Annotated in this window: 17 protein-coding genes; 5 read left to right on the plus strand and 12 right to left on the minus strand. The window is 66.7% G+C overall.

The features are described from left to right. Nucleotides 1–155 precede the first annotated feature (155 nt). The 9 genes from lysA to ABWO17_RS05450 form a co-directional block, all read right to left on the minus strand. On the minus strand, nucleotides 156–1,406 hold the full coding sequence (lysA, locus tag ABWO17_RS05410; RefSeq protein ID WP_353116542.1) for a diaminopimelate decarboxylase: 1,251 nt from the start codon (nucleotides 1,404–1,406) through the stop codon (nucleotides 156–158). A gap of 173 nt (nucleotides 1,407–1,579) precedes the next feature. Next, nucleotides 1,580–2,155 (minus strand): hypothetical protein, encoded by a 576-nt coding sequence (locus ABWO17_RS05415; protein ID WP_353116543.1) that lies wholly within the window; start codon nucleotides 2,153–2,155, stop codon nucleotides 1,580–1,582. Then, complete coding sequence (gene mutS, locus ABWO17_RS05420; RefSeq protein ID WP_353116648.1) at nucleotides 2,148–4,880, minus strand: DNA mismatch repair protein MutS; 2,733 nt, start codon at nucleotides 4,878–4,880, stop codon at nucleotides 2,148–2,150. Before mutS ends, ABWO17_RS05415 begins: the two co-directional genes overlap by 8 nt. Before the next feature lie 397 nt (nucleotides 4,881–5,277). After that, a complete protein-coding gene (locus ABWO17_RS05425; protein ID WP_353116544.1) occupies nucleotides 5,278–6,441 on the minus strand; it encodes a tetratricopeptide repeat protein in 1,164 nt (387 codons plus the stop codon). Nucleotides 6,442–6,452: 11 nt separating this feature from the next. After that, nucleotides 6,453–6,848 (minus strand): LapA family protein, encoded by a 396-nt coding sequence (locus ABWO17_RS05430; protein WP_353116545.1) that lies wholly within the window; start codon nucleotides 6,846–6,848, stop codon nucleotides 6,453–6,455. A gap of 10 nt (nucleotides 6,849–6,858) precedes the next feature. Then, entirely contained in the window at nucleotides 6,859–7,356 is a 498-nt protein-coding gene (locus ABWO17_RS05435; RefSeq protein WP_353116546.1) for an HIT family protein, read from the minus strand. 211 nt (nucleotides 7,357–7,567) lie between these two features. After that, a complete protein-coding gene (locus tag ABWO17_RS05440) occupies nucleotides 7,568–10,807 on the minus strand; it encodes a CBS domain-containing protein (protein WP_353116547.1) in 3,240 nt (1,079 codons plus the stop codon). Between the two features lie 80 nt (nucleotides 10,808–10,887). After that, the gene (gene xerD, locus ABWO17_RS05445; protein WP_353116548.1) at nucleotides 10,888–11,850 is read right to left on the minus strand and encodes a site-specific tyrosine recombinase XerD; all 963 of its coding nucleotides are present in this window, start codon (nucleotides 11,848–11,850) and stop codon (nucleotides 10,888–10,890) included. 496 nt (nucleotides 11,851–12,346) lie between these two features. Next, nucleotides 12,347–14,083: a methyl-accepting chemotaxis protein gene (locus tag ABWO17_RS05450; protein WP_353116549.1), complete on the minus strand. Its 1,737-nt coding sequence runs from the start codon at nucleotides 14,081–14,083 to the stop codon at nucleotides 12,347–12,349. 628 nt (nucleotides 14,084–14,711) lie between these two features. On the opposite strand from ABWO17_RS05450, the gene ABWO17_RS05455 reads away from it, so the two are divergent. The 4 genes from ABWO17_RS05455 to fsa all read left to right on the plus strand — a co-directional run bounded on the left by ABWO17_RS05455 (nucleotide 14,712) and on the right by fsa (nucleotide 17,734). Further along, nucleotides 14,712–15,881 carry an LL-diaminopimelate aminotransferase gene (locus ABWO17_RS05455; RefSeq protein ID WP_353116550.1) on the plus strand — a complete coding sequence of 390 codons (1,170 nt, stop codon included), beginning with the start codon at nucleotides 14,712–14,714 and terminating at the stop codon, nucleotides 15,879–15,881. Between the two features lie 14 nt (nucleotides 15,882–15,895). Next, nucleotides 15,896–16,519, plus strand: a complete 624-nt coding sequence (gene folK, locus ABWO17_RS05460; RefSeq protein ID WP_353116649.1) for a 2-amino-4-hydroxy-6-hydroxymethyldihydropteridine diphosphokinase — start codon at nucleotides 15,896–15,898, stop codon at nucleotides 16,517–16,519. Between the two features lie 67 nt (nucleotides 16,520–16,586). Next, on the plus strand, nucleotides 16,587–16,883 hold the full coding sequence (locus ABWO17_RS05465) for a transcriptional regulator (RefSeq protein ID WP_353116551.1): 297 nt from the start codon (nucleotides 16,587–16,589) through the stop codon (nucleotides 16,881–16,883). Between the two features lie 197 nt (nucleotides 16,884–17,080). Continuing rightward, entirely contained in the window at nucleotides 17,081–17,734 is a 654-nt protein-coding gene (fsa, locus tag ABWO17_RS05470) for a fructose-6-phosphate aldolase (RefSeq protein WP_353116552.1), read from the plus strand. Nucleotides 17,735–18,873: 1,139 nt separating this feature from the next. Here the strand turns inward: fsa and ABWO17_RS05475 are convergent. Genes ABWO17_RS05475 through ABWO17_RS05485 form a run of 3 tightly spaced genes read right to left on the minus strand, consistent with a single transcriptional unit; the run spans nucleotide 18,874 to nucleotide 22,336 of the window. Beyond that, nucleotides 18,874–19,836 carry a lysophospholipid acyltransferase family protein gene (locus ABWO17_RS05475; RefSeq protein WP_353116553.1) on the minus strand — a complete coding sequence of 321 codons (963 nt, stop codon included), beginning with the start codon at nucleotides 19,834–19,836 and terminating at the stop codon, nucleotides 18,874–18,876. After that, entirely contained in the window at nucleotides 19,833–20,501 is a 669-nt protein-coding gene (locus ABWO17_RS05480; RefSeq protein WP_353116554.1) for a lysophospholipid acyltransferase family protein, read from the minus strand. The genes ABWO17_RS05475 and ABWO17_RS05480 overlap by 4 nt, the downstream gene beginning before the upstream one ends. Continuing rightward, complete coding sequence (locus ABWO17_RS05485; protein WP_353116555.1) at nucleotides 20,498–22,336, minus strand: ABC transporter ATP-binding protein; 1,839 nt, start codon at nucleotides 22,334–22,336, stop codon at nucleotides 20,498–20,500. Before ABWO17_RS05485 ends, ABWO17_RS05480 begins: the two co-directional genes overlap by 4 nt. A gap of 112 nt (nucleotides 22,337–22,448) precedes the next feature. On the opposite strand from ABWO17_RS05485, the gene yedF reads away from it, so the two are divergent. Beyond that, complete coding sequence (gene yedF / locus ABWO17_RS05490) at nucleotides 22,449–23,099, plus strand: sulfurtransferase-like selenium metabolism protein YedF (RefSeq protein WP_353116556.1); 651 nt, start codon at nucleotides 22,449–22,451, stop codon at nucleotides 23,097–23,099. The last annotated feature ends 274 nt before the right edge of the window (nucleotides 23,100–23,373 follow it).

Consider the following 23,373-nt stretch of genomic DNA (forward strand, 5'->3'; position numbering starts at 1 on the left):
GTCGTTCTTCCTTTCAGATCAGTGGGATAGCCGCAAGGTGCGAAGTGGCACCCGCCCCGGCAACGTGAAAGGGGTCCCGCAGGACCCCTGATGCGTATCGATGAATATGTTCACGCGCGTTGGTGCGCGCCGAGTCAGCGCCCGCGCAAGGCCGCTCACCCCTCGGCGTTCAACTCCGGCGCCACCAGGTCTGCCAGGGTCTCGCGCTTGCGGATGCACCGCGCCGTTGCGCCGTCCACCAGCACCTCGGCCGCGCGGGGGCGCGAGTTGTAGTTGGAACTCATGGAAAAGCCGTAGGCCCCGGCGGAAAAGACCGCCAGCAGTTCGCCCCGCTGCATGTCCGGCAGGATGCGGTCGCGCGCCAGAAAGTCGCCCGATTCGCAGATGGGGCCCACCACGTCGGCGGTGATCTCGTCGCGCCCGGCGGGCTGCACCTCGGCGATGCGGTGGTACGACTGGTACAGCGAGGGCCGGACAAGGTCGTTCATGGCCGCGTCGGCGATGATGAAGTTCTTGCTGGGCGTTGTCTTGGTGTAGATCACCCGGCCCACCAGAATGCCCGCGTTGCCCGCGATGACCCGGCCCGGCTCCAGGATCAGCGACAGCCCGCGCCCGCGCAGCCGCTGGGACACCGCCTCGCCGAATTCCTTGGGATGGGGCGGGGTTTCCTCTCCGTAGGTGATGCCCAGCCCGCCGCCCAGGTCCAGATGGGTGATGGCAAGCCCCAGGTCGCGCAGCCGCTCGTGGAAGTCCAGCACCCGGTCCAGCGCTTCAAGGAACGGGGCAAGACTGGTGAGCTGCGAGCCGATGTGGCAGTCGATGCCCACGGGGGTGACGTTGGGCAGGTCGCGGGCCAGCAGGTAGGCCGCCTGCGCCTGTTCCATGTCCAGCCCGAACTTGTTGTTGCGCATGCCCGTGGAGATGTACGGGTGGGTCTTGGGGTCCACGTCCGGGTTGATGCGCACGCCGATGCGCGCGGTGCGGCCCATGTCCCCGGCCACGGCGTCGATGCGCTCCAGTTCCTGCACCGATTCGACATTGAACAGCAGGATGTCCGCTTCCAGCGCGGCGCGGATTTCGTCGTCGCGCTTGCCAACGCCGCTGTACACGATGCGCTGTCCGGGCACCCCGGCGGCCAGCGCGCGGTGCAGTTCGCCCCCGGACACGATGTCCATGCCCGCGCCCATTTCCGCCAGCAGGCGCAGCAGGTGCACGTTGGAGTTGGCCTTGACCGAATAGCAGGTCAGGTGTTCGACGCCGGTGAATGCGCTGTCAAAGGCCTGGAAATGGCGGCGCAGCGTGGCCGCCGAATAGACGTACAGCGGCGTGCCATGGCGGCTGGCCAGTTCGCGCACGGGCACGCCTTCGGCGTGCAGTTCGCCATTGCGGTACTGAAAGTGGTGCATGCGTTCCTCCTGCCGGGGCAGGGCTGGTGGCCGGATCGACGCTGCCCGGCTGGCGGTGCGAAACCGTGGCCCGGAGGGCGGGCGCCGATCGTCTCCGTCATCACCCTTCATGGCCCGGCATCATCCGGTGCCATCGGGCGCCATGCCGGGCGCGGGCATGGTTTCCTGCGCCGTTACGGAATCACGATTTCGGTCTGCTGCTGGGGCCTTGTGTCTTCCACCGGCAGTTCGAAGCCGGCGGCATTGGGATCCACCACCAGCAGTTGCACCTTGCTGAGGGCATGCGCGAAGCGGGTCAGGACGTTTACCCCAACCAGGCGCCAGCGATAGGCCGGGGCCTTGCGGTCGGGACACATGGTCACTTCCACGATGGCGGTGGCCTGCGGGGTGATCTGTCGTTCCGGCCGGAATTCCTGCCGCGCGGTGGCCTGAAAGGGGCACCCGGCGCAGCTGTCCCCGGCCCCGTCCGCCGTCCCGCCGAGGGGCTGGATTTCGAGGATGACCGAGGCCAGGTTGTCCACATTGCCCTGCGCTTCGCCCCGCGCGGTGATGCAGCCGTTGGTCGTGGCCATGGCCGTGACGCCGCGCCAGTTGAACAGTTCGCGGTTGTCCTGCGGCTGGGGCATGATTTTCTTGCCGCACGCTGCCCCCAGGGCCAGCAGGGCGCACAGGGCAGCCACGGCGGTCATGCGGCGTATGCGGGCATGCGGGGCGCGGCCCGGAGTGCGGGGGGCGGATGCGTCAGTCATGGTCGTCTCCCGGCGCTGCCGGGGGCTGGTCGGAAACGGTATCTTCGGCATGGGCGGGGCCTCCCCAGAGCAGTTTCCATTCGTTGAGCAGTTGCAGCGCCCCCATGGGCGTCAGGCGGTCGGTATCCAGGTCGCGCAGGGTGGTCAGCAGCGGATGGGCCACCGGCTCTGCCCGCGCGGCAAGCAGGGCGCGGGGTTTTGCGGCCTGTTTCGGTTCGGGCATGTCCAGCCCCGGCAGCACGGCGCGGGCCGCGCGGGGGGCATCGCCCCTGCCGTCGCGGGTTTTTTCCAGCTGGTGCAGCAGTTCCCGTGCGCGCTGTACCACCGGCTGCGGCACCCCGGCAAGCCGGGCCACCTCGATGCCGTAGCTGCGGTCGGACGGGCCGGGCACCAGACGGCGCAGAAACACGATTTCGCCGCCCCATTCGCGGATGGCGATGTTCATGTTGTGCACGCCGGGGATGCGCCCTTCCAGTGCCGTCAGCTCGTGGTAGTGGGTGGCGAACAGGGTGCGGATGGTGCCGCCCGCGCGGCGGGCCAGTTCTTCCACCACGGCCCAGGCCAGGGCCAGCCCGTCGAAGGTGCTGGTGCCGCGCCCTATCTCGTCCAGGATGACCAGGCTGCGCTTGCCCGCCTGGCGCAGGATGCGCGCGGTTTCCATCATTTCCACCATGAAGGTGGATTGCCCCTGGGCCAGGTTGTCCGATGCCCCCACGCGCGAGAATACCCGGTCGGCGATGCCCAGGCGTGCCTCGCGCGCGGGCACGAATGAGCCCATCTGGGCCAGCAGGCAGATGATGGCCGTCTGGCGCAGCACGGTGGATTTACCGGCCATGTTGGGGCCGGTGATCAGCAGCAGCCGCCGGGCCTCGTCCATGCGCAGGTCGTTGGGGATGAAGTTGGCGCTGCCCTGCATGGCCTCCACCACGGGGTGGCGGCCCTCGCGGATCAGGATGTCGGTGTCCTGCGCCAGCACCGGGCGGGTCCAGTTCCAGCGGCGGGCCGTTTCCGCAAGGCTCTGCCAGTAGTCGAACCCTGCCAGCAGATCGGCCATGAACAGCACGCGGGGGCGCGCCTCGGACACGGTTTCGCGCAGCTTCTGGAATAACTTGTATTCCAGCGACTTGCGGCGGTCGCTGGCCGAGACCAGCTTTTCTTCCAGTTCCTTCAGGCGCGGGGTGGTGAACCGTTCGGCGTTGGCCAGGGTCTGGCGGCGCACGAAGTGTTCGGGCACGGCGTCGGACGCGGTGCGCGAAAGCTCGAAGTAGTAGCCGAATACCCGGTTGAAGCCCAGCTTGAGCTTGGGCAACCCGCTGGCGGACTGTTCCTCCGCCAGCAGTTGCTGCAACATGTTTTCGCCGTGTTCGGTAAGGTCCAGCAGTTCGTCCAGCTCTGCGTGGAAGCCGGGCCGGAACAGCCCGCCTTCTGTGACCAGGTGGGGCGGGCTGTCCTCCAGCGCGCGTTCCAGCAGGTCGAAATAGTCGGACAGGTCATCCCAGCCCTTCAGCGCCGCGCGCAGGAACGGGGGGCGACCATCGCCGCGCGCCTCGCCGTCGGTGGGGTAGCTGCCGTGGGGCGTTTCCGGCCGTTCCAGCACGCCGCGTACCTTGGGCAGGGCGGCCAGGCTCTGGCGCAGGGCCACGTAGTCCTTGGGGGCGGCGCGGTTCAGGAAGATGCGCGTGGTCAGCCGTTCAAGGTCGTACACCTCGTCGAGGGCGGCCCGCAGGTCGCGCCGGGTGTCGTCGCGTTCGAACAGCCAGGATACCGCCGACTGGGTTTCCTCGATGGGCCCCGTCTCGCGCCAGGGATGGCGCAGGCGTTCCTCCAGCAGGCGGCCCCCCATGGGGGTCTGGGTGTGGTCCAGCACGTGCCACAGCGTGCCCGGCCCCTTGCGGCCATCCAGGCGGCGGAAGATTTCCAGGTTGCGCTCCGTCACTTCATCGACGATGAGGTGACGGCCAAGGTTCAGCGGGCGGAACGGCGCAAGGTGGATGATGTCCTGCTTCTGGGTCTGCACGACGTACGCCAGCAGTGCCCCGCAGGCCCGGACGAGTTCATCCTTTCCTTCAAGGCCCAGCGCGCCGGTATCGCGCACGCCCTGGGCGTGCAGCAGCCGTTCGGTCGCGGCCTTCAGGTCGAAGGGCGCCCGGCCCGGCACCCGCACCACCTGCGTGGCGGTGAGCGACATGGACGAGGGCACCTGCGCGCCTTCGGGTACCAGCAGTTCGCGAGGCTGCATCTTGCGCACCCACTGCCACAGGTCGGCGGCCTTCTTCGCATGCAGGCCCGACCATTCGCCGGTGGAAAAATCAAGCCAGGCAAAGCCGCCCGCCTCCTTCTCCTCGTCCCAGAACAGCGCCCCCAGATAGTTGTGACCCTTGGCGTCGAGGTTGGCGTCCTCGACCACCGTGCCGGGCGTCAGCACACGGGTGACCGCCCGCTTGACCAGCCCCTTAGCCTCGCGCGGGTCCTCTATCTGGTCGCACAGGGCCACCTTGAAGCCCTTTTCCAGCAACTGGGTGATGTACCCTTCCACCGAATGGTGGGGCACGCCGCACATGGGCACGCGCAGGTCGGCATTGGGGTTGCGGCAGGTGAGGGCGATTTGCAGTTCGCGCGCGGCCGTTTCCGCGTCGTCGAAGAACATCTCGTAGAAGTCGCCCATGCGGTAGAGTAGCAGCGCGTCCGGATGATCCTCCTTGATGCGCAGGTACTGCTCGAACATGGGGGTGAGCTTCGACGGATTGGCGCGGGCCGCCGCCGCCGTGGTGGCCCCGGCCAGGCGCGAAGCACCGCGTGTCATGACGGAGGCGGAGCCTGAAGCAGGGCCGGATGCGGGGACGGAAGCCGGGTCCATGCTGGCGGAATCGCCGGGCATGTCGCAGCCGCAGGCGTCATGGACCTCATGGGCGGCGGTCGGCGCGGCATCTGTGGCGGCATCGGGCTGGGCGTGCGGGAAGCGGGAGGTGTCTGTCATGCCTCGTGTGTACACCGCGAAGGGTGGGGGATGGAAGTACCGGACGTGGGGCCGGACACGCATGCGGCGCTGGCCGCGACGCCAGCCATGTTGCGGTTCGCGGCCAGCGGGCGAAAGGCCGATCGGGCAACAGTCTCCAGCCCTGTCAGTCCTGCAGGGACATCCGGAACGTGGCCGAATGCCAGCTGCGGCAGCGCGGGCACACGCTGAAGGTATGCTCGCGGCGCAGGCCGCAGGTTCCGCACACGAAGCGCTTCACCTTGCGGGCATGCTCGATGAAGTATTCCAGCTGGCTGCGGAATACCGGCGAAAGGTGTTGCTGTTCCATGGACAGCGAAAGCAGTTCCAGCCGTGCCGCCCAGAAGTCCGGGCGCAGCACCATGGCCTTGGCCAGCCAGTTGCCCGCCTCTTCGCGGTTGCCGCAGCGCAGCAGGAACAGCGCGCCATAGTATTGCAGCAGCAGGTCCGGCTCCTGCGCCTCCATGGCGGCGAGCACCGTGGCGCAGCGCTGTTTCTCGAAGTCCGCGCTGGCGGTGCCGACCCCGTTTGCCCCATGGGTACCGTTGCCGTTGCGGGGGGCGGGGGCTTCAAGTTCAAGCAGCCCTTCAAGCAGCAGGAAGCGGATGGAGGCGGGCACCCGCTCCAGCCCCTCGCGCAGCAGCTTGCCCGCACGGCGCCATTCGCCTGCGCGGGCCGCCATGACCAGCCGTGCCCGCCAGGCCTCCACCGCGCCGGGGTAGACCTTTACGGCCTTGGCCAGCAGTGTTCTGGCCTCGTCGTGCCGACCACAGCGGTCCAGTTCCTCTGCATGGCGGACCATGTAGTGGGCCTGCGCCGGGCGAAAGCCCAGGCGCGCGTACTGGGCGGCGGCCTCCTGAAAGGCGCCGCTGTCTGCGTGGAGCAGGGCCAACTCGTAGGTGATCTGTTCCGGGTCGGCCCCGAGCGCCCGCGCCTCGTCAAAGGCCGCGAGCGCCCGATCCATGACCCCGCCGCGCCGGTAGTCGCGGCCCAGTTCGAACAGGGCCCGCGCCTTGAACTGCGGGTCCAGCCCGGGCCGCACGATGAGGCTGCTGCGGATCTGCACGGCGCGTTCGATGTCGCCGCGCAGGCGGTACAGGTTGCCGAGGGCGAGGTAGATCTCCACCGCATCCGGGTCGTTGCGCACAACCCGGCTCAGTTCCTGGATGGCCGACAGCGCATCGCGCGCGCCGGGAGATTCGGCATCCGGCCCCATGGGCGACAGGATGTCGGCGCGCCGGTGGCCGAGCAGCGTGCGCGCCCCGGCCTTCAGTCTGTCCAGCAGCGTCACGTGGGCTCCGCCTAGCCGACCTTGGTCGGGGTGGTGTCCGCTGCGGCAACGGGGGCCGGAGCCGGAGCAATCGCCGGTTCCGGGGCCTTGCGCGCGGTTTCCAGCGGCAGGTTGCGCAGCGAGTTCAGTTCCTTTTCCAGCACGCGGATGCGCTTGTTGGCGCGGCGCAGGGCGGCCCCGGCACGCAGGCGGCTGAGCATGAGCATGAGCATGGTGCACAGCGCGCCCAGCAGGAAGGCACACAGGATCATGAAGTAGAAGGGCAGCTCGATGGAACTCCACGCGGTGTCGAAGAACAGGTCCAGCTTCAGGGTGACGGCCTGCGAGAGCACCGCGTTGTTCTGCACGAAGAACATCATGGAGATGAAGAACACCAGCACCAGAACGAGAACCTTGACGAAGCGCATGTCGGCCTCCTTACCGTCCCGCTCGGGGCAGGCGGTCGAACAGGGGTTTCAGGGCATGATACGTGGACTGCAGATGCTCGGGAATGACCCGGGTTTCGTTCATCACCGCCATGAACGACGAATCGCCGTTCCAGCGCGGCACGAGGTGGAAATGCAGATGTTCGCGAATGCCTGCCCCGGCGGCCTCGCCCAGGTTGAGCCCCACGTTGATGCCCTGCGGGTTGAAGCGCTGGCGCAGCATGGTGGTGCAGGTCTGGATGAGGTCCATCATTTCGTGGGCCTCGTCCGGTTCCAGCGCGGCAAGGTCCATGACGTGCCGGAACGGCGTGACCATGAGGTGCCCGTTGTTGTACGGGAACTTGTTCATGATCACGAAATTGTGCCGCCCCCGGTACAGGACCAGGCGCGCCTCGTCCTCGTCGGTGTGTTCGGGCAGGCAGAATACGCAGCTGTCGGGCTTGGGGCCCAGGATGTAGTCGAGGCGCCACGGCGCCCAAAGGGTTTCCATGATCCGTTCCGTCTCCTGGGGCACGCGCGCGCCACTGTTTGTGTGCATGCGCAAGGTGCCGTATTTCCGATTGAAATTCAGCAGGTCAGTTGTGCTTACACCCTCGGGCCTTGCGGGGCAAGGGGGGCGGGGCGCCGGGGCCGATGTTTGTGGCGCTGGCGGGCGCTGCACTGCCGCTCGCAACCTGTTGCGCCGTGCGGACGGTTTGGTGTCAGGCTCCCGGCGTTGCGGTACTGTCCCCGGTTCCGTTGTCGTTTCCGTTCATGACGCCGTCGCCGGAGGCGGTGGCAGCGGGAGTGCCCCCCGTGGCCTGGGTCTCACGGGCTTCGGGTGTGTCTTGTCCGCTTGGCCCATTCTGTCCGTTCTGAAAATCCGGCCAGCCCGGCGGCCTGTTGCGCCGGTTGCCGGACGCCACCACCTGCCCCTGGGCCACGCAGGCGGTTTCCGCGTCCTGGTCTGCCTCTCCGGCTACCCCGGCCTTGCCGCCGGGATCAGCCTCGGCCGCAAGCGCATCACGTGCGGTTTCCTCGCGCAGCATTTCGTGGGCCAGGTCCAGTTGCGCGGCGCGGGTGCGGGCCAAACCGTCCAGCTTGGCCGCCAGCACCCGGCGCAGCACGCGCCCGTAGGCAGGCCCCGCCGGAATGCCCATGGCCAGCAGGTCGTTGCCGGTGATGTCGGGCGTTTCGCCACGCAGGCGGGTGAGATAGTACGAGATGTGTTTGCGCGCGTCCTCTGTCCTGGAGCGGGCCATCAGGTACAGGATGCCTTCCGGCGCGATGGGCGAGAGCAGGTTGTTCAGGCCGCTCATGGAACCGTCGCGCTGCATCCACAGGTTGAGCAGGTTGTGCACCTCGCGCACGTTTTCGCGCAGGGTCAGGAAGTCCTGCCGGACCTTGCGCGAGAAGGCCAGCCTGTCGGTGACGGCGGCCACGTCCAGATACTTGCCGTTGCCGCACAGCCCCAGCAGATAGAGCATCCACGGTTCCGGCGCGGGCGAAAGGTACAGCAGCCGGTACCAGTGCAGCACCCGCTCGAGTTCGGTCAGCACGTCCATCTTGGACGGGTTCAGCTTCAGCAGGGGATGGATGAGACGCAGGATGTCGTAGTCCTCCATGCGCCGGATGCATGGCAGGGGGGACTTTTCGTCGAAGATCAGCTTCAGTTCGTGGAACAGCCGCGCCCCGGACAGGCGGTCCATCATGCCCAGTTGCAGGGCGTTCTTGATGAGCCGCTCGCACTGCGCGCCGATGCGGAAATCGTAGCGCTTTTCGAAGCGGATCGCCCGCAGGATGCGGGTGGGGTCTTCCACGAAGGACAGCGAGTGCAGCACGCGGATGACCTTGTCCTTCATGTCGCGCTGCGCGCCGAAGAAGTCCACCAGCCGCCCGAAGTGCGCGCCGTTCAGCTGCACGGCCTGCGCGTTGATAGTGAAGTCGCGCCGGTACAGGTCCATCTTGATGGATGACAGCTCGACCGTGGGAAGGGCGGCCGGATATTCATAATATTCCAGCCGGGCCGTGGCCACGTCGATGCGCTGTTCCGGTCGTGCGGCGGCGCGGTGGGCCGCTTCCGCCGTGGCTTCGTCGGATGCGTCGCCCGAGGCGGGAGGGGCCGGTGGGGCCGACAGGGCCGTATTGTCGGAAACCTCAGTGTCGGGGATGGCCTCCGGGGCGGCACCTGCACGGACATCCGGGGCTAAGGGACGACCGTTGCCGCCGCGCCGTTGTTCCGATTCCCACGCGGGAAAGATGACCACGGCGGTCTTGAACTTGTGGTGCGCGCGCATGCGCCCGCCCAGTTCATCGGCCAGGGCGCGGGCAAAGGCGATGCCGTCACCTTCAACCACCACATCAAGGTCCAGGTTGGGCCGCCCCAGCAGGATGTCGCGCACGAAGCCGCCCACGGCGTACACCGGCACGTTCAGCCTGTCGCCCAGCCTGCCCGCCAGTTCCAGCAGGCGGAAGTGGGTGTCGGGCAGGCGTTCCTGAAGCAGGGCGCGAATGTTCTTTTCGCGCCGGGATTCGGGCAGCAGCGTTTCCGGAATGCGGGCGGGTTCTTCCACCAGGGTGTTGATGAGGTCGGTGCGGGTGATGACGCCCACCACCTCTCCGGTTTCCTCGTCGCTTTCGGCAGCGGGCGGGGGCGTGCGCTCCACGCCGTAGCTGCCCGCCAGGTGCGGGGCGGGCACCCTGTCCACCACGGGCACCAGGCGCTGGCGCTGGCCCACGATGATTTCCATGACCTTGTACAGGTCCTCGTTGGGGGTCACGGTCTGCACCCGGCGGTGCATGTATTCCGCCACGCCCATGTGCCCCAGCCCGTGCGCAATGGCCCGAGCGGCGGTCTGCTGCTCCAGGTAGCCCACGCACCGCCGGGTGCCTGCGGCGAACACGGGCACGGCCTTCAGGCCGTAGCGGGTCATGGTTTCCTCGGCGTCGGCGATGGATCGATCGTCGTCCACGCCCATCACGGGCGAGGACATCAGGTCGCGCACCCGCATCTGCGGATTGACGGCGGAAAAGAGCAGGGCGAACAACTCGTCGCGCACCTGTTGCAGGGTCTTGTCCTTGACCGAGGCGGACGCCGCGTACGGATGCCCCCCGCCCCCCAGCGACGTGCACACCTGGGCCACGTCCACCTCGGCCAGGCGGCTGCGGGCCACCACCTGCACCCTGTCGCCCATGCGGCACAAGGCGAACAGCACCTTTATGTTCTCCATGTCCATCATCTTGTGCGCCAGCAGCGCGAAGTCGCCCATGTAGGTTTCCATGGACGCCTCGGCGATGGTCACCAGGGAGCCGTTGATGTCGTGGGTGGTGGCCGATTCCAGCAGGGCGTTCAGAATGCCCACCTGTTCGCTGGTCAGGTCGCGGGCGATGAGTTCGGCGATGGCGTTCAGGTCCATGCCCTGGGTCTTCAGCCAGCCTGCGGCGGAAAAGTCGTGCTCGGTTGTCGAGGCAAAGGTGAACGAGCCGGTATCCTCGAAGATGCCGAGGCCGAGCATGGTGGCCTCGTCCCCGGAAAGGGTCAGCCCCCGCTCGCGGATCTCGGCTACGATGATGGCCGTGGTTGACCCCCATGGCAGCACCCGGCTGAACGCTGCGGGGATGTCCTCATCGGTGTCCGGATGGTGGTCCCAGAGGTGCACGGTGACCCCGGGGCGGGCCAGCACGTTGTGCACGTGGGGCACCCGCGAGTGCTGGCGGGTATCCACGATGACCAGGGTTTCCACGCTTTCCGGGTCGATGTCGCGCGCCTGCCGGAAGTTGAACATGTAGGTGGCGCTTTCGATGAAGAAATTGCGCAGGGTGCGTTCCTGGCTGCCGGGAAACACCAGCACCGCGCCGGGGTGCAGCTTGCCCGCCGCCACCATGGCGGCCAGCGCGTCGAAGTCTGCGTTGGCGTGGGCGGTGATCAGCACCGGCGCGGCGATCTTGGGGGGCTGCTGCATGCGTGGGTGTCCGTGTGGTCCGTGGTATCCGTATGATCTGTGGTGTCAGTGAGGACTGTGGAATAGGGCGCGGCGTCGGGTCAGGAGCGCGAGCGGGGGTGGTGGGCGCGGTGCACCTGGCGCAGCCGGTCGGCTTGCACATGGGTGTAGATTTCCGTGGCGGCGATGTCGGCGTGGCCCAGCAGCATCTGCACGGTGCGCAGGTCTGCCCCCCCGTCCAGCAGATGGGTGGCGAAGGAATGGCGAAAGGTGTGCGGCGAAATGTCCTTGCGGATGCCCGCCTCGGCTACGTGGCGCTTGACCACCTTCCACACTGCCTGGCGGGTCAGCCCCTTGCCCGAACGGTTCAGGAACAGGGCATCCTCCACCGGGCGGAAGGCGGGCCGCCAGTCGCGGATATAGGCCGTAAGCAGTTTGGCCGCCGTGTCGTGCACCGGCACGATGCGCTCCTTGGAACCCTTGCCGAATACCCGCACAAGGCCGGTCATGGGATCGAAGTCCAGAGGGCGAAGGCCGCACAGTTCGGAGACGCGCAGGCCGGAGGCGTACAGCAGTTCCAGCATGGTGCGGTCGCGAAAGCCCAGGCGGTCGGAAAGGTCGGGCCGGGCCAGCACGGCGGCCATTTCATCGCGGGTCAGCACGTCGGGCAGGGTGCGCGGCAGCTTGGGGTTTTCCAGGTAGCGCAGGGGGTCTGCCGCAAGCTGGCCTTCGGCCACGCCGTGGGCGAACAGGCCGCGCAGGGCCGAAAGATGGCGCGACAGGGTGCGGCTGGTCAGGCTGCGCCGCCGCAGGTCCACGATGTACAGGAACAGGGTCTGTTCCGTGGCGGCTTCAAGCTCGATGCCGCCCTGCGCGAGAAACCCCGCAAAGTCGGCAAGATCCGCCGCGTAGGCGGCCAGGGTGTTTTCCGCAAGGCCGCGTTCGATGAGCAGGTATTCCAGATATCCGTCGATGAGTGGATGCGTCGCTTTCGGCGCAGCATTCTGCCCGGCGTGCGGGGCTGGAGTGCGCCTGGCGCGCGTGGCGGGTCTGGCGGGCTTCACCGGCCTGGCCGATTTTACCGGCTGGACCGATTGGGGCGGTGTGGCGCCGCGACGGTGTGGCGCCGCCTTGGCGGATTCGCCGGGGGCGGTGGCGTCTGTTGCGCCAGAACCGGCAGGTCCAGCGGAACCGGCTGGTACAACAGGAGCGGAGGTGCGGCGTGGGGGCATGGAACTCGATGCGCGCGGCGCGGTTCGTGCCCGGCCCCGGCAGCCCGGGAGGGCGCACGGACAGGGCGGTATTCACGCTGGCATGGTACACGGGCGCCCAGCATGCGGCAAGAGCGCGGGGCGGTGGGGACGGCAGGGAGGGGCAGGACGCGCGAACGCCCTGGTTCAGCTATGCCGGGCGGGGCGCCTGCGGTTGGCGGGCATTGGCGCCGGACCGCACGGAGCCGGAAATGGCAACGGGGCGCGCCGCGCGGCGCGCCCCGTCCGGGTTGCATCCATTGGTATTGATGACGCGGGCTGCCGCCGGTGGCCGCGCGCCCTCGGCGCATCACCCCAGCTTCACGTCCGCAGCCAGCAGCGCAACGGGGGTGCCCGCCGCGTCCTCCATGGGCAGCGACACGGTGATGCACGGCGCTCCGGAGGCTTGCGAGACGTAGCTTTCCGAGATGTACAGGTCGCCGATGGCCATGGCCTCGGTAAACCACGGGCGCGACGACCAGTCCTTGCCGCAGGCCTGCGCGTCCGCCGGGGTGGCCTGCGCGGCCGGGGCGATGTTGGCGATGATCTGCCGCCCCTTGCCGTCGGTCATGTACAGCAGTTCCAGGTACGGCGCGGCGGCAATGACCCGGCGCAGGTGCGCCTCGATGCGCTCGCGTTGCAGGGAGCGGATGTCCGCCGCCTCGGCCAGCCCGCGCATGAGCGTCTGCACCGTGCCCTGCCCGATGACGTGGAACACCCGGTTCAGCGTGGCCAACCGGGACATCTGGGCGGTAAGCGCGGTGATGTCGTCGTTGGCGCGGTGCATGCCGTCGGCGGTCTGGCGCGAGATGGCGTCCACCTGGGCGGTGATGCGGTTGATTTCCTCGCAGGTGGCGGCCTGCTGCTCCGCCGCCGTGGCGATGTTGCGTACTCCGTCGGACGTTGACTCGACGATGTCCACGATTTCGGCCAGGGCTTCGTCGGAATCCTTGGCCAGACGGGTGGCCTCGTCCACAACCCGGGCGGCTTCATCCATGTCGGACAGGGTCTTGCGGGTGCCGGACTGGATGGCGGTGATGACTTCGCCCACCTCGTGGGTGGCCTGCATGGTCTTTTCGGCCAGCTTGCGCACCTCGTCGGCCACCACGGCAAAGCCGCGCCCGGCATCGCCCGCGCGGGCCGCCTCGATGGCGGCGTTCAGTGCCAGCAGGTTGGTCTGGTCGGCGATGTCGGTGATGACGCCCATGACCTGTCCGATAGATTCGGCGCGGGTGCCCAGATCGCCCATGACCTCGCGCAGGCCGGTGGTGTGCCCGTGCACGGCAGCGATGGACGACACCGCCCGGTTGACCACGTCGCGCCCGGCCACGGCCTTCTGGCGCGCGGTGTCGGCTTGTGTGGCGGCATCGCCCGCGTTGCGGGCCACGGCGTTGACCGTGGACGTCATCTGTTCCATGGCCACGGCGGTGTCGCCCGCCAGCCGCCGCTGGTTGTCGGCCCCGCTGGATGCCCGACCCGCCTCGGCGGCCAGGCTTGTTGCCGCTTCCTGCAACGAACCGACGACGCGGTCCAGGGTTTTTGCGGAATTGTGCATGGCCTGCCGGTTGGAGGCTTCCGCCCGCTCGCGCACAACAACCGCCCGGCGTCCGGCAGCCTCGGCAGTCTGGGTGCTGGCGTCGGCACGGACGGTTTCCGCCGCCATGCGTTGGCGCGCACCCTCCAGCAGGGCCACCACGCGCGGCACGTGGCGCGCCAGCAGCGCCGCCGCGTCTCCTTCGACATCGTTGGCAGCGGATGTTGCGCCGGTCTTGCGGGTGCCAAAGGACAACCCGCTGCCCGCATCCCCCCGTGCCGCCGTGCCGAACGGGGTGTCGTCGGGTACCCCGGTGACCAGCCGGGCTGTCTCCGCCAGTGCCCCGTGCACGCGCCATGCGTCGAGCAGGCCGCCCAGCGCGGCCAGCAGGCCCGCCGTCACCAGTCCGTACACCACCCATTCCGCCGCGCCCAGCGCAACGGCCATGGCCGTGCCGACGAAAAGCATCGCCAGCAGGCAAAATTCCCCCAAAGCCCGTGTCGCCGATGTCATGCGTTCCCCCGCGTTGTCATGAACCTGAAAGTGTCATCCGTTGTGACGTGTCGTCTTTTTTGTCGTTTTCGTTATGCCAGATGACATTTTTGACAAAGAAAAGTCATAAAGTAGGGTAGGGTAGGATGACCCGCCATATTCGTGCCCTGCCCGTGCACCCGCATGGCGAAGCACGCGCCGGAACACGGTTGGCGGGCATTCGCCGGAGCGGGGGACGCTGTCCGTCCCCATGCGGAACCCTTTGCGCCGCATGGGGGCGAGCAGGGCAGCGGGGCGTGCGACACGTTCGCTTGCAGGATGCATACCCCTCGCACCGCGCCAGGCAGAGCATGTGCAGGCAGACGGGGGGAAGATGCCCGGTCGGGCACGCCGCGGCGAGCGCGTTGCACCACGCGCCTTGGGTGGGCGGCAGCACACGTCCGGCAGTAGCCATTATCATTTGACAGGCCGGGCAGGGGGCCTGTAGATTTCGCGCAACCGGACGAAACCGGGTACGCGGTTACCCGAAAGGTATCGCAAGGAACGGGCTTCTGGCAGAGCCCTCTTTTTTTACCGGCGAGAGCGGCGTGCCCCGCCACAGGCGGACGGCGCGTCCAGGGGATCGAAACCCGCAAGGAGAAGACTCTGCATGGCTGATTTCAAACTCGCGGACCGGCTGGCGACCCTGCCCCCGTACCTGTTCGCAGGCATCGACAAGGTCAAGGCCGAAGTGGCCGCCCGTGGCGTGGACATCATCAGCCTCGGCATCGGTGACCCCGACATGCCGACGCCCGATTTCATCATCGAGGCCATGAAGAAGGCCGTGGAGCGCCCCGCCAACCACCAGTACCCCTCGTACGTGGGCATGCTGGAATTCCGGCAGGAAGTGGCCAACTGGTATGGCCGCCGCTTCGGCGTCAGCCTTGACCCCAAGACCGAAGTCATCGGTCTCATCGGCTCCAAGGAAGGCATCGCCCATTTTCCGCTGGCCTTCGTGAACCCCGGCGACCTGGTGCTGGTGTGCACCCCCAACTATCCGGTGTACCACATCGCCACCGGCTTCGTGGGCGGCGAGGTGCAGTTCATCCCGCTGGTGGAGGAAAACGACTACCTGCCCGACCTCGACGCCATTCCCGCCGCCACCTGGGACCGGGCGAAGATGATCTTCGTCAACTATCCCAACAACCCCACGGCGGCCACGGCCCCGCACGCGTTCTACGAAAAGCTCATCGGCATCTGCAAGAAGCACAACGTGATCATCGCGCACGACACGGCCTACACTGAGGTCTACTACGACGAGAATGACAAGCCCATGAGCATTCTTGAAGTGGAAGGCGCCAAAGACGTGACCATAGAGTTCCACTCGTTGTCCAAGACTTACAACATGACCGGCTGGCGCGTGGGCATGGCCGTGGGCAACGCCTCGCTGGTGGCGGGCCTTGGCAAGGTGAAGGAAAACGTGGACTCCGGCATCTTCCAGGCCGTGCAGGAAGCCTCCATCGTGGCCCTGCGCGATGGCGACGACTTCTGCCGCGAACTGCGCGCCATCTACCGCAAGCGCCGTGACGTGGTGGTGGCCGCCCTGAACAAGGTGGGCATTGCCTGCCGCGTGCCCAGCGCCGCGTTCTACATCTGGGCCAAGGTGCCCGCCGGGTACGGCTCGTCCGCCGAATTCGTCACCGCCGTGCTGGAAAAGACCGGCGTGGTGCTGACCCCCGGAAACGGCTTCGGCACGCCGGGCGAAGGCTACTTCCGCATTTCGCTCACCGTGGACACCGACCGCCTCGAGGAGGCCGTGTCACGCATCGCGAACCTGTAATCGCCTACGTCTGCCTGGGGTCCAACCTGCCGCCGCCAAACGTCCAAAAGGGCGTGGGGGCGGACGCGCCGGGGGGCGACCCCGCCGACAATCTCGTCCGGGCCGTGGCGGCACTAGCCGCCCTGCCCGGCGTTGTCGTTGGCGCGGTGTCGCCCGTGTACCGAACGGAACCGCAGGGCTACCGCGACCAGCCGTGGTTTGCCAACCAGGTGATCCGGCTGGAATGCTCGCCGGACATCACGCCGGAAGGGCTGCTGGATCGCCTGCTGGCCGTGGAGCAGGAACTGGGCCGCAGCCGGGCGTATGCACCGGAAGGCGGGGAAGGCGACGGGGCGCAGGCGTCGGAATCGGCATCGACCGCACCGCAGGCGTCGGAGCAGGGTGGCGGGGTGCCTCCGCATGATCCCGCCATCCGGTACGCCCCGCGCACCATCGACATGGATTTGTTGCTGTTCGGCGATGTGGTGCGGAATACGCCGCGTCTGACGCTGCCGCACCCGCGCATGCGCGAACGGGCCTTTGTCCTGGTGCCGCTGCATGATATCGCCCCCGAACTTGCTTTCCCAGACGGGCAAAGTCTGATACACGCCCTGAAATCGCTGACGTTCACCCTGCACGACGGGTGCATCGGCCAGTGAACGGCCAGGCGGTGCGACTGCACTCCCGGCCTTCATCAACGCCTCTAGGACCCAAAGGGAGTCTGGCATGCTCAAGTGGCTTTTGCTGATCGCGGCAGGCTATTTTCTCTACCGTCTCGTGACCAACGAGTCGCGCAAGAAGAGCAAGGATGACAAGAAGCAGAAGGAAGAAATGGTGGCCACCGGCGAAATGGTGCGCGACCCCGTCTGCGGCGCATACATCGACGCCAACGGCGGCGTTACCGTGCGCGATGGCGAGAAGACGTACCGTTTTTGCAGCTACGAATGCCGTGACGCTTTCCTGAAGCAGTTGGAAAGCGGCGGTCGCGAAATTCCCGCGCACGAGGAAAAGGACGCCGAGTAGCCCGGTTGCTGGCGGGCCTTGCCGATTCCGCCGGAGCGTCCCGCTGCCCGCGCACTCCGCTGGCCTTGTACGCCCGGCAACCTGTAGGCCGCCAGGGTGCCCGTTTTCGCAGTTGCGCATTCTTCGTGATGTCGCCGTGCCCCGGAAGCATGTGCTCCGTTGCGGGGGCGGTGACCTGACGCAGGAGGCTCCGGTTTATGCAGTTCTTTCTGGATACGGCCAACCTTGCCGAGATACGCGCCGCCAAGGCCTGGGGCCTGCTGGACGGCGTGACCACCAATCCCACGCTGATGTCCCGCGAAGGCGGTGACTGGCGCGCGGTCATGCAGACCATCTGCCGCGAGGTGGAAGGCCCTGTGAGCCTGGAGGCCGTGGGCGATACCGCCGACGAACTCATCGCCATGGGGCTGGACCTTGTGCGCAACGGCCCCAACGTGGTGGTCAAGATTCCCATGACCCCCGAAGGGCTGAAGGCCGTGCGCGTGCTGAAGTCCAAGGGTGTGGACACCAACGTGACCCTGGTCTTTTCGCCCATGCAGGCCTTGCTGGCCGCCAAGGCCGGGGCCTCGTTCGTCTCGCCCTTCGTGGGCAGGCTGGACGGTCTGTCGCAGGACGGAATGCAGCTTGTGGCCGACATCATGGCCATCCTGCGCAATTATTCCGGCATGGGGATGGATGCCCGGGTCATCGTGGCCAGCGTGCGCCATCCGCGCCACGTGGCCGAGGCGGCCTTGATGGGCGCCCATGTGGCCACCGTGCCGTTTGCCGTGCTGCGCCAGATGTTCGACCACCCGCTGACCACGTCCGGGCTCGATACCTTCAACAAGGACTGGGCGACGCTGAACGGCTAGCGGATTTCCGCCGTCTGGTCCCCGGTGCTGTTTCGTACGACGATTTTTCTCTGACTACCCGAAAAACGGGCATCATCCCCAGTGGATGGTGCCCGTTTTTGCGTCCAGGGCGGAAAAACGCGCGAAATGGCCGTGTGCGCCGCGAATGCACTCCGGACAGGCGAAGGGCCGGATTTTGAAATTTCGAGGCGGAAATCAGGTGGCTGCAGGTGCTCGTTTTGCTGGCGGCGAGGGGGCATCCGCCATGTCCTCTCATGCAAGTGTCCTGCGAACCGGCATGCGAAAGGACGTTGGCCTTGCGAAGGGACCGGGAAGAACACCGGGTGGGCAGCGGTGCCGCATGCGTCGTCGCACAGGATAGCTGGCACGATTTCAGATGCCCGGACAGCATGAGGTGGTCCGAGTGCGTCGCCTCGATCAATCGGTGTTTGCGATAGAATGGCCGTTCGAAGTTCAGCAGGCAAGCCAGCATGCTGTGCGCGTGTGGTCGACGCATATTCCGGAGGGGGGCTGGATTCGAGTTCGCAGGGGGCGTCGGAGCTGGTCGCGAACCCGGGTTGCGTCGCCATCCTCTCTCTTGCGGGTTTTCAAGATGTCCCATAATGCAAATTATGTTAACTTTTCGAGATCGAGAAGTCTTTTATTCCGAACTGATATGATTTCTCGATTTTATGTGAAACAACCGGTGGCTTTCCGATGCTCCCCTGTTGCGAACGGGGTTTTTGCAGCGTCTGTTCTGCGGCCCTTTCGTGCGTGCTGCGAGGCATGGCTCGGTCACGTGGCATTTCGGGCAGCTGGTGCGGGATGTCTGTGTGAGGTATTTCAAGAGATGTTATCGTCATGTGCGATCAAGGCGGGGCGTAAACGTCACCGCCGACCGATGTAGGTGCTGGTTGTGTACTCCGCCCTGTTGTGACTATTGGTGGGGGTACTGAGCAAGGGACTGAACGCGGGATTGTTGCAGGAGCCTTGCGCGAGACATGGTATCGATCTGGCTGGCCTATCCCGTTTGCAATCGCATTTCGCGATATATGGACGAGCCAAAAAAGACCGCCGGAAGCGCGTGTGCGCCACCGGCGGGGTCTGTTCGATCGCTGTGAATGGTCGGTGAATGCGGGAATACGAGGCGGCAGGCGGAATCAGTCGTCGTGCTTGGGGCGGGTCTTCCAGCGTTTGTGCATCCAGAACCACTGCTCCGGATGGGCGCGCACCGCCCTTTCCACGGCCTCCGTGTAGTACCGGGCCACGGCTTCAACCTTTTCGTTCCGGTCCCCGTCCAGAGTGGTGGTGTCCAGCGGTTCGTCGATGTACAGCCGGTAGCGACCGCCCTCGCGGAGAATGAAAGCTGGCCACACCTCTGCCTCGGCCCGCACGGCAAGCAGGGCCGGCCCCATGTTCACGGCGGCGGTTTCACCCAGGAACGGCAGAAAGGTGGCCTCGTCGCGGCGGCAGTTGTGATCCACCAGAAAGCCTACGCAGCCGCTGCGTTTCAATCCCTTGAGCACGGTGAACACGGCGTTGCGGTGGTCCACCACCTGCAACCCGCGTGCACCGCGCATGGCGAAGATGAAGTCGTTGAGGGTGTCATTGCTGTTGCGGCGCACCACCACCATGCGGGGGCGGTCCAGATGCCATTGCCCCATCAGCGAGGACATGAATTCCCAGGCGCCAAGATGTGCCGTGGTTGCCACCACGGGGCGGTCGCCTTCGGCCAGTCTGCGCAGTTGTTCGGGGTTGTCGATGATGAGGCGGTTGCCCGTCTCCTCGAAGCCGAACTGCCCTACCAGAAGCACTTCCAGGAAGGAGCGGGCGTTGTGGGCAAAGCTTTCCCGCGCGATGCGCGTGGCCTCTTGCTGCGGCACGCCGAGATGCTCGGCGATGGCACGGATTGCCAGGCGCCGCCTGCCGGGCAGGCAGTGCCACAGCAGCGCGCCCAGTGCGTTGCCGTACCGGGTTATGCCGTCGAATCCCCGCCTGGCCAGGGAGCGGGCCAGCATGTGCAGCAGGCGCGGCATCAGGCCCTTTGGAGCAGCGGCTGGCTGCGAGCCGGTAGCCGCGCTGGGGGCGGGGGAAATGTCGTCGCGGGGAGCAGGCGTAGTCATCGCAATCCTTCAAGTCTGGCTTCAAGGTCCGCGCAGGCGGCGGCCAAGGCCGCATCCGCGCCCTGCCTGCCCTCGTTCTGCGCCGTGTCGTTCAGGGGCATGGCTTCCGGATCGGGCAGCCGGTATGGCGCGCCGAACACCACGCGCACGCGGGAAAACGGCAGCGGCACCTGAAACCGGTCCCAGGCACGTTCGAATACCTTGGCGCGCTCCAGGAACATGCGCATGGGCACGATGGGTGCCCGTGCCCGCTGCGCCAGAAAGATCGCGCCCGGCTTGACCTTGTGGCGCGGGCCGCGCGGCCCGTCCACGGTCACGCAACCACACAATCCTTCCTTGCGCATCAGCCGCGCCGCGCCGATCAGTGCCTTGACCCCCCCGCGCGAGCTGGACCCCCGCGCCGTGCGCAGGCCCAGCCGTTGCAGCACCTGGGCCAGGTATTCGCCGTCGCGGCTCTGGCTGACCACGGTGACGATCTCCAGGTCGCCCCGCACGTGCATCAGCGGAAAGATTTCGTCGTGCCACAGCGCAAAGACCATGGGGGTACGGGCATGCCACAGTTCGTCCACGGCTTCGCGCCCGGCGATGTCGTAGCGCAGGGTGGCGCACCAGGCCTTGTACAGCCCGTAGAGCGGCGGTGCGATGAGGGCGGGGGGCAGCTTCACGCGGGGGCTCCGGCGGCGGGTATGGCCGCGCCCTGCTCCGCCCCGTCCCTGGCGCCATTGGCGGCATCGGTGGCGAACTGCATGGCATACAGCCGGGCGTACAGGGTGCACCGGCCCAGCAGTTCCTCGTGCCGCCCGGCATCCACGATGCGCCCCTGCTCCATGACCAGGATGCGGTCGGCGGAAAGAATGGTGGAGAGGCGGTGGGCAATGACGATGCTGGTGCGGTTTTCCATCAGGTTGTCCAGGGCCTTCTGGACGATGCGCTCGGCCTCGGAGTCCAGCGCGCTGGTGGCCTCGTCCAGAATGAGCAGCGGCGCATCCTTCATGATGGCCCGGGCGATGGTCAGGCGCTGCTTCTGGCCGCCGGACAGCTTCACCCCACGCTCGCCCAGCAGGGTGTCGTACCCTTCCGGCAGTTCGCTGATGAATTCATCGGCATAGGCGGATGTGGCGGCGGCGCGGACGGCCGCTGCGTCGATGGGGCCGGGAAGGCCGTAGGTGATGTTGTCGCGCACCGGCAGGTTGAACAGGAAGGTATCCTGCGACACCATGGACACGTTGCGGCGCAAGGTTTCCAGGGTGTACTCCGCCACCGGGCGGCCATTGAGGACGATGGCACCCTGCTGCGGCTCATAGAAACGGGGAATGAGATTGACGAAGGTGCTCTTGCCCGCGCCGCTGGGGCCAACGATGGCCACGCGCTCGCCCGCGCGCACGGTAAGGCTGACGTTGTCCAGTGCGGGCGCGGTCTTGCTGCCGTAGGTGAAGGTGACGCCCTCGAAGCGCAGTTCGCGGAAGGGTTCGTCGAAGGGGGTGTCGCCCCCCTGCTCCACCACCAGTTCGGGTGCGTCCAGGATCTCGAACACCCGCTCGGCCCCGGCCAGTGCGCGCTGCACGTCCATGTTGTAGGAATTCAGCGACTTGACAGGGTCGTACATCATGGCCAGCGCGGCCACGAACGAAAAGAACGTGCCCGCCGTGGTTTCCCCGGCAATGACCTCGTGCCCGCCGAACCAGATCACCAGGCCGATGCCCACGGCCCCGATCAGTTCCATGACCGGCGAGGACAACTCGGATACGCTGGCCTGCTTCAGGTACAACCGGGCCAGGCGCTCGTTTTCGTCATCGAAGCGGCGCGCCTCGTGCCGTTCTGTGGCAAAGGCCTTGACCACCCGGATGCCGCTGAACACTTCCTGCAACACCACGGAAATGTCCGCCAGCTTCGACTGGTTGCGGCGGCCATACTTGCGCAGCTTGCGGCCAAACCACACCAGCGGGTACAGCGCCGCAGGCAGCACCAGCACCGCCCACACCGCCAGGCGCGGGTTCTGGTAGAACACAACTCCCACCAATCCCAGCATGGTCAGCAGCTGCCGCACCATCATCACGATGGACGGCAGGCTGTTGCGGATCATGGTCACGTCGTTGATGATGCGCGACATGAGCATGCCCACCTGCGAGTCTTCGTAGAATTGCAGCGGCAGGTAGATGATCTTGTCGTACAGCTCCGATCGCAGTTTTTCCAGCACGCGCAGGCCGCTGTACTGCATGAAGTAGTTCTGCACGTAGCGTCCTGCGCCCTTCACCAGCGTAAGCACGAAGAACAGCAGCGGCACGTACACCAGCGCCTGCTCGTCCTTGTTGATGAAGATTTCGTCCAGGGCGGGCTTGACCAGCCAGGCGGACCCGGCGGTGCTCAGCGACACCACGCCCATGGCCAGCATGGAAATGATGATCTGCACCCTGTAGGGGCGGAAATACCTCAAGCAACGCTTGAGCAAATGGATGCTTTGCCCCTGGGTGGGCTGGTCGGTCTTGGTGACGTTGGCCATAGGGTGCGTGGTCTTCTATTTGTTTTGTGAATGCGTCAGTGAAAAATGCGCGGCTGTTTTCGATTTGACCGGGCCGCTCTGTGTGGTGTTCCCTCGGAAAAGGAGGCTCACCATGCCAGAAATCGAACTGAACTGCCAGAATCTTCCCTGCCCCCAGCCCGTGCTGCGCTGCAAGCGCTGTCTTGACGAGCAATCGCCCGCCTCGCTGGTGGTGGTCGTGGATAATCAGGCCGCGCGTGAAAACGTGACGCGCTTCCTGTCGAGTCAGGGCTATGCCGTGCAGGCCGAAGCCGTATCGCCGGACGCGGGCGACGGCCTGTGGCGGCTGCGCGGCGTGAAGGGAGACGCCCCGGCGTCTGCCTCCCATTCTCCGGACGATTGCGAGATATGCGAAGTGATGACCGAGGACCAGCTGCGCCGCATGGGTGAGAAGGTCGTGGTTTTCCTGACCTCCGACGTCATCGGCGCGGGCGACGATGCCTTGGGCGCCCGGCTGATGCAGAACTTCCTGGCCACCCTGCCCGAACTGGGCGCGGAGCTGTGGCGCGTGGTCATGCTGAACGGCGCGGTGCGCCTTTCCGCCGCCGACAGCCCCGCCCTGCCCCACCTGAAGAGGCTGGAAGCTGCCGGGGCCACCGTGCTGGTCTGCGGCACCTGCCTTGACCATTTCGGGCTTCTGGAGCAAAAGGCCGTGGGCCAGACCACCAACATGCTCGATGTGGTCACCAGCCTGCAACTCGCCACCAAGATCATCCGGCCGTAAGCGGTCGGGTCGTGCGCCCGGCCCGGAGCACGGATGTGCCCGGCGTCGGTTCCGCAGCCGTGCAACGTGTCCGGGATGCCGTCCGGCGCGCCGCCGAAAGGATGCGCCGGGCGGTTTTCTTTGCCGGGCGACCGGGATAGACTGTCCTGGCCTGCTTGCGTACGGTTGCCGCGCGTCTGTCGCATCCGTCGCAATCCGTCGCAATGCAGCCGTCACCCTGTCCGACATTCCTGCGGACGCCCCGTACCGCCCGGCTGCATACGGGTGTGCCCTC

Origin of the sequence: Nitratidesulfovibrio sp., from assembly GCF_040373385.1 — a bacterium.
In the GTDB taxonomy this organism is placed as follows: Bacteria; Desulfobacterota; Desulfovibrionia; order Desulfovibrionales; family Desulfovibrionaceae; genus Cupidesulfovibrio.